This window comes from bacterium (assembly GCA_030649055.1).
Lineage (GTDB): Bacteria > Patescibacteriota > Minisyncoccia > UBA6257 > JAUSGH01 > JAUSGH01.
On the sequence record JAUSGH010000015.1, the window covers coordinates 1 to 12038 of the forward strand.

Consider the following 12038-nt stretch of genomic DNA (forward strand, 5'->3'; position numbering starts at 1 on the left):
CGTCGCAGCGCGGAGTTCGGCCAGCGCGCCGCATTCCGTCTCTGCGACGAGGGGAACGCCGGGAAGATTTCGGAAGCGGACTTCCCGGTGAATACTTATACGCCGTGCGGGAAGACCGTCTGGCGTCTCCGGCGTTGCGGCTACTGCTGCGCCTGGTGCGTCTATCGCAGTGCGGACGGCTTCTACTGCGACTGCGACTGGTTCAGCGACGGCGTGTTCTCCATCAGCCGTCGCCTTGTCAGCAAGTAGTCGGGCCTTGGGTTGCTTGGGTCCCCTCGGACCCTCGCGACCCTCGGTCACTCGCCTGCCTGCCGCAGGCAGGGATTTCCTCTGGTCGCGCGACCCTGTCGCGCGACCAGATTTCATTTTGTATACTGAACAATGGATAGTAGGCGACAACGCGCGGTTCTCCTTGCGATTGTTGGAAGCAGGCCTGCCTGTCGGACAGGCAGGCTTGACCCGGAATCCAGTTTTTTGGCACCCATTGACAAATGCATAGAAGTCATGCTAATATATAACCAGCATCTCGTTGGTTGCACGCCCAAATTCCATCTTGTTGATGGATAGTGCGGGTGATGCGTTTTTGGACAGGAGGTCTGCGATGAGTTCGCCGACGTTCGACATGTGGAAGCGGATGATCCGCGACGGTCAGCCGAACGCGTTGAGCAACGAGCGTCTCGTGAAGCTCGTGGAGAGCGGGCTCTGGGATGCCGTCGTGGATGCGCCCAACTACAGGGCGCTCAAGGCGAAGATTGAGAGTGGTGTGTGGCTGGCTCCGACCGTTCCGACTTCCAAGATCGGTGCCACTCCGACTCTCAAGACCGAGCGCAAGTGGCACGCAGAGGAGGGAGTCATCTACTTTTCGGTCACGTCCAACGGGATGACCGGGGAGCAGTGGATTGCTCGTTTGGAACAGTTGGGCTTCGGCGTGGGCGACTATGCGCAGCAACTGCTCTGTTTGGGCGGCTTTGAGTCAACTTCTGGCATCACAGCCAAGATTGCGGTTGTGACGAAGAAGGGCATTTTTGAAGCGCGGGAGCAGGAACTTATGAAGCCAAACGCCGAGGTGGCTTGCCTCATCCGGGAGATGTTCTCGGACGAAGAGCTTGCGGCCATGGGCCTCTGGCGGATCGTCGTAATGCACGAGCCGCTCAAGGATGCCGATGGTGACGCGCTTCGTCTCAGTGTGCGCCGCGGGGGTGGCGGTCTGTGGCTAGATACATTCGATGGTCATCCGCTCAATGGATGGCTTCGTGGCCGCGGGTTTGCCTACGCCGTCGCATAAGGATACCGTTCGATTTCCGGTCCCGTGCATTCACTCGCGCGGGACCGTTCTCATTTGCACGACAAGCCCTATTTTTTTTTGCATCCTTGCGCCCGTTCCTGCCCACCCCACACAACATCCTTACAAACTCCAGTTTGTAAGGATGTTGTGTGGGGTGTATACTCTTGGATATGGGAAAAATAAAAACCGCAAAGCAGATGGAGCGGCATCTGAAGGGAATGGCGAATCACTACCGGATTGAGGTGTTGCTGCTTGTTGGCGAGCGCGAGGGCGTTACGTTAGAGGGGATTATTGAAGCGTTGAAAGCGAATCCCAAAACGATCGGCGAACATGTGCGGCGTTTGCATCATGCAGGGTTGATAAACAAAAAATACCGCGGGAGGTTCGTCGAGCACGCCTTGTCGCCGTACGGGAAAACCTTTACACGTTTCCTTAAGTCGTTTCAGCAGACTTAGCGCGCACTATGCGCGCATTATAACATCCTTACAAACTGGAGTTTGTAAGGATGTTATAAAATAGCAAATCATGCCTATTGTGTCCGCAACTGAAAAAAATATCAATAAAGCCGCTGCAATAATCCGCGAGGGCGGTATTGCCGCGTTTCCGACGGAGACGGTCTACGGATTGGGCGCGAACGCGTTTGACGCGAAAGCCGTAAAAAAGATTTTTAAGGCGAAGGGGAGGCCGCAAGATAATCCGGTTATTGTGCATATCGTGGACAAGCGCGATTTGTCCCTTGTCGCGGCCTCCATTCCGCCTGTCGCAAAAAAACTTATCGCGAAATTTTGGCCGGGGCCGCTTACGCTTATTTTGCCGCGGAATAAAAATGTTCCGTCCATCGTGAGCGCGGGTTTGGATACGGTCGCGGTGCGGATGCCTGCCCATCAAATCGCGCGGGCATTAATAAAAAAAGCGGGAGTTCCGGTTGCGGCTCCTTCGGCAAACAAGTCCGGAAGGCCTAGCCCCACCGACGCGCATCATGTTACCCGCGATTTCGGCAAAACCTTGTTTATTCTGGATGGCGGAAGAACCAAAATCGGGCTTGAATCCACGGTGGTGGATTGCACGGTGTCACCGCCGGTTATTTTACGGCATGGCGGTGTCACATTTGAGGAATTGCGGCACGTCGTTCCTACGGTGCGTATATTGAAAAAAGGGGACGTCAACGCGCCCGCGAAATCGCCCGGAATGAAGTACCGACATTACGCGCCGAAGGCGCCACTGGTTATTGCGGAGGGGAGCGGCGCCGCAATGAGAAAAAACATCGCACAACTTATCCGCTCGTCAAAAGGAAAGCGCGTCGGCATATTGGCTACGGAAGAATCTCTGCCGTACTATATGGCATTAGGTGACCGGCGCATCATCACGCTCGCGCTTGGTTCTCGGAACAATATGCGCGCGTGCGCCCGCCGTCTCTTTGCGGTTTTAAGGAAATTTGATACGCTGAATGTTGACCTCATTATTACTGAATCGTTTCCGGAAAAAGGTATTGGCGCGGCGATGATGGAGCGTCTCCGTCGCGCTTCCGCCCCTCCCGATTCGCATTATTAAGTCGACTAATTCGCATTACAGTTCGACAGCGCTCACTGTCTATTATACCCTGAGCTTGTCGAAGGGTTCGCGATTACTCCATGAAAAAAGCATTCACCATTTTCTTCGTCGTATTCATGCTCGTTTCGCTCGTCATGTCGCTTGTGGCGGGCTTTTAGCATATAGGGTTCGCGAATATCGCGAATAGAACGCTAAAAATAACGCGAATGGCTCACCGCTTCCTTATTTGCGTTATTATTGAGCCCGATTAGCATTATTCGCGAATACTCCATGCGATATCATTTTCATACTAATTCATCGGCGGCGTGGGACGCGATGCGGAAAGCGATTGCCGTGGCGCGGACGACTATCTACTGGGAGTCATATATTTTTATTGACGACGAACTTGGCCGTAGTTTTTTAGAGCTGTTGAAATCCGCCGCCGCAAGAGGTGTGCGCGTGAAGTTGATTTTGGACGGCGTCGGCAGTTTTACGGTGTTTTCCTCGCTTGCGAACGAGCTTGCCGCAAGCGGCGTGGAGGTACTGTATTTCAACCGGTTGTTACATTGGTGGAATCCGGCGCGACTACGCATGGGGTGGTTCGCGCGCACGCATCGCAAATTGTTGGTTGTGGACGGCGTCGTCGGTTTCGTCGGTGGCGTGAACATCGGCCGGCATTTCCGTCGGTGGAACGATCTTCAGCTTGAAGTGCGCGGGAATATCGTGCGGAGTTTTACGCGGTCATTTGCGAAATCGTACCGCATCTGCGGAGGAGGTGACCGCATCACAATTCCTCCGCGCCGGATAACTGCGGTGGACGTGGCGTTTCTGGACCACTGGCCGGGGACGCGCAAAAGTGTTTTAAAACAGTACTATAAAGCGGCGTGCGCGAGGGCGAAACAACGCATCGTCATCGCGACGCCGTATTTCGTGCCGCATCATTGGCTGATGCGCGAGTTGAAGAAAGCGGTGCGCCGCGGTGTCGCGGTGGAAGTCATCTTGCCGCGGCAGACTGACCTCCGCGTATTAAATATCGCGAATTATATTTTTGCGGCGCTTGGCGCCGAGGCGGGACTGTCATTTTTTTTCACCACGGAAATGATTCACGCGAAGGCGATGCTTGTGGATGATAAAGAGGGGATGGTGGGGTCCAACAACATTGACGCGCGGAGTTTTGACTACAACGCGGAGTCCGGCGCCGCGTTTCAGGATGAACGCATGGTCGGCGATTTGCGGGCTATTTTGGAACGGTGGGAGCGGCAAGCGGTGCCGTACGTGCCGGCAGAACACCGGCGCTGGTATGAATATGTGCTGCGTTGGATATTTAAACTCGCGCAACCGATATTGTAGCGATGCGGTTATATATATAATGCTGAAGAAATTAAAAAGCGATAAAAAAATCGTCGTTATCGGCGGAGGCACCGGTGTGTTCACTGTGCTTTCCGGATTGCGCAAACATTTTGCCGACTTGACGGCTATCGTCACGATGGCGGATGACGGTGGTTCCACCGGCGTGTTGCGCGAAGAGTTCGGTATTTTGCCTCCGGGCGATGTGCGGCGCGCGCTGATCGCGCTTTCGGGGCGCGATAATGCGATGCTCGCGAAACTCTTTAATTACCGTTTTGCCGAAGGTAAGGGGTTGAGTGGCCACAGTTTCGGCAATCTGATGCTTGCGGCGCTGGAGCGCCTGACCGGAAGTTTTCCGCGCGCGATTGAGGAGGCAGGAAAAATGCTCGGGGTCGCGGGGCGCGTGTTGCCGGTGACACTGACAAAAACCCGTTTGCACGCGGAGCTTGAGGATGGAAGAATTGTAGACGGTGAGGCAAACATCGACGTTCCCTTGCACGACGGGCGGTTGCGTATTGTGCGTGTATGGTTAAAACCCACAGCGCGCATCACCGCCGCGGCGCGAGTCGCAATCATGGAAGCGGACGCGGTGCTCGTTGGGCCGGGCGATCTCTACACCAGTATCATTCCGAACATTCTTGTTCGCGGCGTGCCAGAGGCGTTGAAACAAACCAAAGCGAAGAAAATGTATGTCGTGAATCTCATGACAAAGCACGGAGAAACAAACGGCTTTGCCGCGTCGGATTTCGTTTGCGCGCTTGAGCGTTATCTCGGCGCAAACGTGCTGGATGCCGTTATCGCGAATAGTAACGTGCCGGCGCTGTCGCGCTTGAAGCCATACGTGCACGAAGGCGCGGCGCTTGTGAAGATTGACGCGGTGAATTTTCCAAAAGGATTGCGGCTCACGCGCGCCGATCTGCTTCGGCCGCGCGGATTTTTGCGGCACGATTCGGAAAAACTCGCGCGAGTGGTCAAAAAGCTCGTGGAATAGTACGATAGAATTATGGTTTAGCAATGATAAATAAATTTGAACGTCGGCAAACGTCGGCTGTTTATTATTTTTTAAACTATCTATATCTATGCAGGACAAAAAAATTGAAGCCCTCATCAAAAAAGAAGTGAAGCGTCAGAAGTTGACGATAGATTTGATTGCGTCGGAAAATTACGCGTCTAAAGAAGTGCTACAGGTATTAGGATCTCCCTTGCAGAATAAATATTCCGAAGGATATCCGGGGAAGCGCTACTATCCGGGGAATGCAATTTACGACGACATTGAGCGGCTGGCGCAGGATCGCGCGAGGCAAGTGTTCGGGCTGAAAGCGGAGGAGTGGGGAGTGAACGTGCAGGTGTTTTCGGGTTCGCCTGCGAATATCGCCGTGTATGTGGGACTCGTCCCGCCCGGAGAAACCATCATGGGCATGGGGTTGTCGTTCGGGGGACATTTGTCGCATGGACACCCTGTTTCGCTTTCGGGCAGATTATGGCGCGCGGTGCATTACGGCGTCAATCCGGAAACCGGTCTCATTAACTATGATGCCGTGCGCGAGCTGGCGCTGAAAGAAAAACCGAAAGTGCTGGTGTCGGGATTTACCGCGTATCCGCGGCAAGTGGATTTTAAACGTATGGGGGAAATTGCGCGCGAGGTTGGCGCGTATCACTTGTGCGACATCTCGCACATTTCAGGGCTTGTCGCCGCGGGGCTTCATCCCTCGCCGTTTCCTTACGCGGATGTGGTAATGTCTACGACGCATAAAACACTCCGAGGGCCGCGCGGTGCCGTTATTTTTTCCCGTTGCTCCGCTGAACCGGAAAAAAACCTTTCCGCGAAGATTGATAAGGCCGTGTTTCCGGGCTTGCAGGGCGGTCCGCACAACAACGTCACCGCCGCCAAAGCCGTCGCGTTTTTTGAGGCGCTTCAGCCGTCGTTTAAAACATATCAAAAGCAGATTGTGAAGAATGCGAAGGCGCTGGCTGCTGAGTTCATCGCACGCGGCTTTCCGTTGCTCTCCGGCGGCACCGACACGCATTTGATGCTTTTGGATATGCGGCGGTTTAACATTGACGGCAAAATGGCGGAGGAGCGGTTGGAATTAGCGGGCATCGTTGCAAACCGCAACAGTTTGCCGGGAGATGAAAAGCCATTGAAGCCGTCGGGCGTCCGCGTCGGCACTCCGCCGGTTACAACCCGCGGAATGAAGGAAAAAGAAATGAAGCGCATTGCCGAGTTTTTTGAACGGCTTTTTGTCCGCGGAGAGGATCCCGCCTCTGTGAAAAAAGACGTTGAAAAACTTTGTAAGAAGTTTCCGCTGCCGTACAGATAGCCTCTATTTATGACTGTCATTCCCGCGAAAGCGGGAATCCAGTATATAGAGAAGTTTCTAGATTCCCGCATTCGCGGGAATGACACAACCACTAGTGGCTAGCGGCTATTTTTCGTGCTATGCTATTCGCATGTTAATTGACGGCAGAACAATCGCGGCGGAGGTCGTCGCGGAGCTGAAAGCAAAAAAACGGGACTTTGCCGGCAAAAAAATGCTTGGTATTTTGGTGGGCGATAATGCGGCGTCGTTAAGTTTTTTGCGCCAGAAGCAGCAAACCGCAAGCGAGCTTGGCGTTCAGTTTGAGGTTGTGCAAATTGCGGCGCCGATTACGGAAGCCGAACTCATCACGCGCATAAAAAAGCTGACCGCTGACGCCGCGGTCACAGGCGCTATTGTTCAGCTCCCGATCGCGGGCGAGAGTATTGACACGCCGCGTGTGTTGGATGCTGTGCCGTATGAAAAAGACGTTGATTGCCTGGGGGATCGGCGTTCGCGGGAGTATTATGCAAATCCGCTTACCGCAGCTATTGCCCCGCCGGCGGTGGGAACGGTAAAAACTATTCTGCGGCGTCTCGGCATCACTGATGTCAAAGGGAAAAGTGTTGTTGTTTATGGCTATGGGCGATTGGTGGGAAAACCAGTCGCGGCGTGGGGCGTGGCCTCCGGTGCGATAGTCACCATACTTCGCCGCAACTCAACACGGGAAGAAATTGCATCAGCGCTGGGAAATTCAGATATCATTGTTACGGGCGTTGGCCAGAAAAATCTTATCAGTGTCGCCGATGTTCGTCCGGGCACCATCGTTGTTGACTTCGGTTATCCGGCGGACATTGACGCAGTGGCTGCGCACGGCAGGGGCATTCTCGTGACGCCAACTCCCGGCGGCACGGGCCCCGTGCTTGTCGCGGAACTTTTTCGGAACCTGTATGCGATTTGACATGCACTGAAAAAACGTGTATCATGATAATACGTTTCCGGCATTTTTATTGTTATACTTAATATAGTGTTCGCGAATATCGCAAATCACGGATAAAAATATCGCGAATGGGAATCTTGTTAGTTTATTAGTTCTAGTGTCTATATTCGCGTTATTTTTAGAGCATTATTCGCGTTATTCGTGATTACTCTATGGACAAAGGATTTGAAATAACTTGGGGCAGTCTATGGCGCGTTTTTCTCATGCTCTTCTTCGCGTGGGTATTGTTTTTGGCGCGCGATGTCTTTCTCTCTGTTGTGATGGCAGTCGTCATTTCATCGGCGCTTGATCCGACGGTGAGTTTTTTGGAGCGTAAACGGATTCCGCGCGTCATCGGCACAATCGCGATTTTCCTTCTCGCGGTGCTGGTCGTCGCGCTTATTGTCTATACCGTTGTGCCGCTCGCCATTTTCGAAATCAATCAGCTGCTGAGCAAGTTAAGCACGGCATCGGGAACGGTGTTTGACATTCTGCAGTCTTCGCAAGCCATCGAATCCATCAACAAGAGTTTGAATGGATTGAGTAACGCGCTCATTTCGGGGAGCACCTCGCTCGTTGATATCAGCGCGGGATTTGTGGGTGGCGCGTTCCTCGCGCTTTCGGTATTCGTGCTTTCGTTCTATCTGACTATCGGGAGGGACGGCGTGGAAAAGTTTTTGCTCGCTATTATGCCGCAGACGTATGAAGCACAGGCGCTCACCATTTATTCAACGGTGCGGCGCAAAATCGGGCATTGGCTTGAGGGTCAAGTGTTTTTGAGTTTGGGCATGGGGCTTATGGTGTTTTTGGGATTGTGGATTTTGGGCGTGAAGTACAGCTTGACGCTCGGAATTCTCGCGGGGCTTTTGGAGCTCGTGCCGTTTGTCGGGCCGATTTTTGCGGGAAGCATCGCGGTGCTCGTTGCGTTGGGGGAGTCCGCGACGCTGGGCTTGTCGGTGCTGGTGCTTTTCATTGTGTTACAGCAAATTGAGGGACACATTTTGGTTCCGCTCGTCACACGGTTTACTACAAATTTAAACCCCGCGGTGGTGCTTATTTCGCTTCTGGTGGGCGGCGAGACATTGGGATTTGTGGGATTAGTTCTTGCGGTCCCGGTTGCCGTGTTTATGCAGGAAATCATCGAGAACTGGACGCAGTACAAAGCCCGCCGCCGAGTAACTGCATAATGAAAATCCTAAATCCCAAGCACTAAATCCTAAACAATTTTAAATGATCAAAAACGTAAATCCAAAAAACGGTTTTACATTTTGAACATTTGGATTTAGATATTGTTTAGAAATTAGATATTAGGATTTTGGATTTGTTTTTGTATGTCAAAAACTATCTTTATCTCCACTTCCATTCCGTATGTGAACGCCGCTCCGCACATCGGCCATGCGTTGGAGTTTGTGCAGGCGGATGCGATTGCGCGGTTCCATCGTCTGCGCGGCGATGCGGTATTTTTTTTGACCGGCACGGACGATAACGCGCTGAAAAACGTGACGGCAGCCGAGGAGGCGAAGGTGTCGGTCGAAGAATGGGTGAACGCGCACGCAGAGCGTTTTGCGGAGTTGGGAAAGCGCCTCAATATTTCAAATGATGACTTCATCCGCACGGCGTTTGACGAGCGGCACGTTTCTGGCGCGCAGAAACTTTGGGGTTCGTGCCGCGCTGACGACATTTACAAGAAAAGCTATAAGGGTTTCTACTGCTTGGGCTGTGAAGAGTTTAAGCAGCCGGCAGAACTTAAAAACGGTGAGTGCGCGGAGCATCCCGGAAAAAAGTTGCAGCTCATTGAGGAGGAGAATTATTTCTTCCGGCTCTCGAGGTACGAGAAAACATTGGAAGAGCTCATTGTTTCCGATAAGTTACGCATTGTCCCCGAATCGCGTAAAAACGAAACGCTCGCGTTCATCCGCGGGGGACTCATGGATTTTAGCATTTCCCGTTCGCGGGAGCGCGCGAAGGACTGGGGTATTCCGGTGCCGGGCGACGATAGTCAGATGATGTACGTGTGGTTTGACGCGCTGTCCAATTACATCAACGCGCTGGGATACGCGAAAGAGAGCGGGAATTTTGAGCGGTATTGGAGAAATGGCGATGAGCGTTTGCACGTCATCGGTAAAGGCATCAATCGTTTCCATACCATCTACTGGCCGGCGATGCTGTTGTCGGCGCAGGTCGCCTTGCCGACGACCGTGTTCATCCACGGCTACGTGACGGTGAATGGCGAGAAGATGTCAAAAACCACCGGCAATGTCATTGATCCCGAGATCTTTATAAAAACATACGGCACCGACGCCGTGCGTTACTACCTACTTCGAGAAGTTCCGCCGTTTGAGGACGGAGATTTTTCCGATGAAAAGTTTCGCGTGGCGTATAACGCCGGTTTGGCGAACGGGCTCGGCAATTTTGCCGCGCGCGTGCTGACCCTTGGGGCAAAGATGGGAGATCTTTCCCATCGCCTCACAAACGGTGACATTGAAGATGGCGTGAAAGAGGCTGTCGCCGCCGCGCGCGTGGCAGCGAATGATTACACAACGCGCTTCCGGTTCAGCGACGCCATGAACGCCATTTGGAATCTCATCGCGTTCGGCGATAAATATGTGAACGACCATAAGCCGTGGGAGAAAAAAGATGATGTGAAAACAATCGTCAATGCCATCACGATTTTAGACAATGTCGCGGCATTACTTCAGCCTTTCTTGCCAGAAACAGCAAAGCGCGTCACGGCGTGCATCGCGTGGTCTCCCGATGGAAGCGCGCATATCACGCGCGGAGAAGCGCTTTTCCCTCGCAAGTAATTTTGCTATAAGTCCAATTGGACCAATAAGTCTTATAAGACCTATGACGAATCTTTTTGACGCGCATACGCATATTCAGTTTCCCGCGTACGACGCCGACCGCGATGAGGTTATTAAACGAGCGCGCGATGCGGGCGTGAAAATGATCGCCTCCGGTACGCAGTTTTCCACCTCGCTCGCTGCTGTTGCACTCGCGGAACAATATCCGGAAGACGTTTGGGCGACTGCCGGATTTCATCCGAATCATGCTTTGCCCGCCGTAGGTCGCCTGGGGCGACCGAAGGAGGGCGGAAATCACTGGTATCACGATAAGAGCGAACAGCACGAAACCGTGCCGGAAGTTTTTGATATTGGAAAATTTCGCGCGCTCGGCCGTAACAAGAAAGTCGTTGCGATCGGGGAGTGCGGGCTGGATTACTTCAGGCTTCAAGAAAGCAATAAAACAATAAAGCAAGGAAGCATAAAAGCAAAGCAAAAGGAAACATTCGTCGCGCAAATTGAACTGGCAAAAGAGTTGCGGAAGCCGCTCGTCATTCACGCTCGCCCCTCAAAAGGAACAGATGACGCCTACAAAGATGTCCTCGACATTCTTCGGACATCTGACTTCCGTCACCCAACCATTTTTCATTTCTACGCCGGATCCCTCGCAATGACAAAAAAACTTGTGGACGCGGGATGCTATTTCACATTCGGTGGTGTGACTACTTTTAGCGACGACTACAATGAAAGCATAAGGTATATTCCGCTTGACCGGTTGATGCTTGAAACCGACGCGCCATACGTTGCGCCGATCCCATACCGCGGCAAGCGTAACGAACCCGCATATGTTGTGGAAGTTGCGAAACGCGTCGCGCTTTTGAAGGGTGTGTCATATGAGGAAATCGTGAAACAAACAACACGGAACGTCTTGACTGTCTTCAAAATTGCGGTATAATAGCGAGAGCATCTTTTGGAGGAGTTACTCATGCGTCACAAAGTGAATTGGGGCGCATGGGTCGGAAGATTCGTGTGCGCCCTTATCCGTGCCACACGTTGCGGCGCGGTTTCGTGGGATGCCAATCGTCGCAACACAAGGTATAGCTGTACGTTGGAGTTTGAGGGTGAGGTTTTCTTGATTGCGGTCACGCAACGGGAATCTTACGCCATCGGGCTCCGTGTTTCTTACGTCGTGTTTCGGGATAACCGTTGGATGCAGTGCGAAGTGTTTTTCTTGGGGGACGCCGGCGGCAGGTTCCCTCTGGAGAAACTCTGTGCCACGATTCGGAAACAGTTTGCCGCAAAGAATGGAGAAGAGCGATGACGCGCGATGACCTGTGGAAGCTCGTTTCGTGGAGCCCGCCGGCGAGCGTGGACGATCGCCGGATTATCTGGGAGGCACCGATCAATGTGTACGTGGCGGACTGGCGTAACTTCGACCTCGCGAATGTCGAGAAGCCCCTCGGGAACCACTACCACAAGAACGGCAGTCCGTGCGACGTGGCCGGCTTGGGGGAGTGCTCGGTGAGCGAGGTGTTCTGGATCGTGAAGGGACAGGTGAAGAAGCTCGTGCTGCAGGATGTGCGGACCAACGAACTCCAGGGCATGACGTCGTTCTTCAGCGAGAGGGCGGGGCGCGTGACAGACCTCGTCGCCGGCACACTCATCTACATCCCGGCCTTCGTCGCGCACGCGTTCCTCATGGCTCCGGGTACGGTGATGGGTGGCGTGGGAACAACGACGTTCGACAAGGAGGATCTCCATATGTGGCCGCTCATCGGCCCGCCGCAGATGCCCGCGATCAAGGGCTGATGCGGCAC

Annotated in this window: 13 protein-coding genes; all 13 read left to right on the forward strand. The window is 53.3% G+C overall.

The genetic code is table 11. The annotated features are described in order from the left end of the window. The coding region (locus Q7R85_03505) for a hypothetical protein (GenBank protein MDO8585153.1) at positions 1–249 on the forward strand (249 nt) is incomplete at its 5' end. Positions 250–601: 352 nt separating this feature from the next. Next, a complete protein-coding gene (locus Q7R85_03510) occupies positions 602–1285 on the forward strand; it encodes a hypothetical protein (GenBank protein ID MDO8585154.1) in 684 nt (227 codons plus the stop codon). A 170-nt stretch (positions 1286–1455) separates the two neighbouring features. Next, positions 1456–1740, forward strand: a complete 285-nt coding sequence (locus tag Q7R85_03515; GenBank protein ID MDO8585155.1) for an ArsR family transcriptional regulator — start codon at positions 1456–1458, stop codon at positions 1738–1740. A 70-nt stretch (positions 1741–1810) separates the two neighbouring features. After that, positions 1811–2836, forward strand: a complete 1026-nt coding sequence (locus Q7R85_03520; protein ID MDO8585156.1) for an L-threonylcarbamoyladenylate synthase — start codon at positions 1811–1813, stop codon at positions 2834–2836. A 270-nt stretch (positions 2837–3106) separates the two neighbouring features. Next, the gene (locus tag Q7R85_03525) at positions 3107–4165 is read left to right on the forward strand and encodes a phosphatidylserine/phosphatidylglycerophosphate/cardiolipin synthase family protein (GenBank protein ID MDO8585157.1); all 1059 of its coding nucleotides are present in this window, start codon (positions 3107–3109) and stop codon (positions 4163–4165) included. A gap of 19 nt (positions 4166–4184) precedes the next feature. Next, the gene (locus Q7R85_03530) at positions 4185–5153 is read left to right on the forward strand and encodes a YvcK family protein (protein MDO8585158.1); all 969 of its coding nucleotides are present in this window, start codon (positions 4185–4187) and stop codon (positions 5151–5153) included. 88 nt (positions 5154–5241) lie between these two features. Further along, positions 5242–6483 carry a serine hydroxymethyltransferase gene (gene glyA, locus Q7R85_03535; GenBank protein MDO8585159.1) on the forward strand — a complete coding sequence of 414 codons (1242 nt, stop codon included), beginning with the start codon at positions 5242–5244 and terminating at the stop codon, positions 6481–6483. Between the two features lie 130 nt (positions 6484–6613). Continuing rightward, positions 6614–7420 carry a bifunctional 5,10-methylenetetrahydrofolate dehydrogenase/5,10-methenyltetrahydrofolate cyclohydrolase gene (locus Q7R85_03540; GenBank protein MDO8585160.1) on the forward strand — a complete coding sequence of 269 codons (807 nt, stop codon included), beginning with the start codon at positions 6614–6616 and terminating at the stop codon, positions 7418–7420. Positions 7421–7611: 191 nt separating this feature from the next. Next, positions 7612–8625: an AI-2E family transporter gene (locus tag Q7R85_03545; protein ID MDO8585161.1), complete on the forward strand. Its 1014-nt coding sequence runs from the start codon at positions 7612–7614 to the stop codon at positions 8623–8625. A 144-nt stretch (positions 8626–8769) separates the two neighbouring features. Further along, entirely contained in the window at positions 8770–10242 is a 1473-nt protein-coding gene (gene metG / locus Q7R85_03550; GenBank protein ID MDO8585162.1) for a methionine--tRNA ligase, read from the forward strand. A 43-nt stretch (positions 10243–10285) separates the two neighbouring features. Next, positions 10286–11176 carry a TatD family hydrolase gene (locus Q7R85_03555; GenBank protein ID MDO8585163.1) on the forward strand — a complete coding sequence of 297 codons (891 nt, stop codon included), beginning with the start codon at positions 10286–10288 and terminating at the stop codon, positions 11174–11176. Positions 11177–11206: 30 nt separating this feature from the next. After that, the gene (locus tag Q7R85_03560) at positions 11207–11542 is read left to right on the forward strand and encodes a hypothetical protein (GenBank protein MDO8585164.1); all 336 of its coding nucleotides are present in this window, start codon (positions 11207–11209) and stop codon (positions 11540–11542) included. Next, positions 11539–12030 carry a hypothetical protein gene (locus tag Q7R85_03565; GenBank protein MDO8585165.1) on the forward strand — a complete coding sequence of 164 codons (492 nt, stop codon included), beginning with the start codon at positions 11539–11541 and terminating at the stop codon, positions 12028–12030. The genes Q7R85_03560 and Q7R85_03565 overlap by 4 nt, the downstream gene beginning before the upstream one ends. Positions 12031–12038: the final 8 nt, after the last annotated feature.

Excerpts from the sequence above, each read along its gene's own strand:
- Q7R85_03510 (MDO8585154.1), top strand. The coding sequence starts at position 602 with ATGAGTTCGCCGACGTTCGACATGTGGAAGCGGATGATCCGCGACGGT.
- Q7R85_03515 (MDO8585155.1), top strand. The coding sequence starts at position 1,456 with ATGGGAAAAATAAAAACCGCAAAGCAGATGGAGCGGCATCTGAAGGGA.
- Q7R85_03520 (MDO8585156.1), top strand. The coding sequence starts at position 1,811 with ATGCCTATTGTGTCCGCAACTGAAAAAAATATCAATAAAGCCGCTGCA.
- Q7R85_03525 (MDO8585157.1), top strand. The coding sequence starts at position 3,107 with ATGCGATATCATTTTCATACTAATTCATCGGCGGCGTGGGACGCGATG.
- Q7R85_03530 (MDO8585158.1), top strand. The coding sequence starts at position 4,185 with ATGCTGAAGAAATTAAAAAGCGATAAAAAAATCGTCGTTATCGGCGGA.
- glyA (MDO8585159.1), top strand. The coding sequence starts at position 5,242 with ATGCAGGACAAAAAAATTGAAGCCCTCATCAAAAAAGAAGTGAAGCGT.
- Q7R85_03540 (MDO8585160.1), top strand. The coding sequence starts at position 6,614 with ATGTTAATTGACGGCAGAACAATCGCGGCGGAGGTCGTCGCGGAGCTG.
- Q7R85_03545 (MDO8585161.1), top strand. The coding sequence starts at position 7,612 with ATGGACAAAGGATTTGAAATAACTTGGGGCAGTCTATGGCGCGTTTTT.
- metG (MDO8585162.1), top strand. The coding sequence starts at position 8,770 with ATGTCAAAAACTATCTTTATCTCCACTTCCATTCCGTATGTGAACGCC.
- Q7R85_03555 (MDO8585163.1), top strand. The coding sequence starts at position 10,286 with ATGACGAATCTTTTTGACGCGCATACGCATATTCAGTTTCCCGCGTAC.
- Q7R85_03560 (MDO8585164.1), top strand. The coding sequence starts at position 11,207 with ATGCGTCACAAAGTGAATTGGGGCGCATGGGTCGGAAGATTCGTGTGC.
- Q7R85_03565 (MDO8585165.1), top strand. The coding sequence starts at position 11,539 with ATGACGCGCGATGACCTGTGGAAGCTCGTTTCGTGGAGCCCGCCGGCG.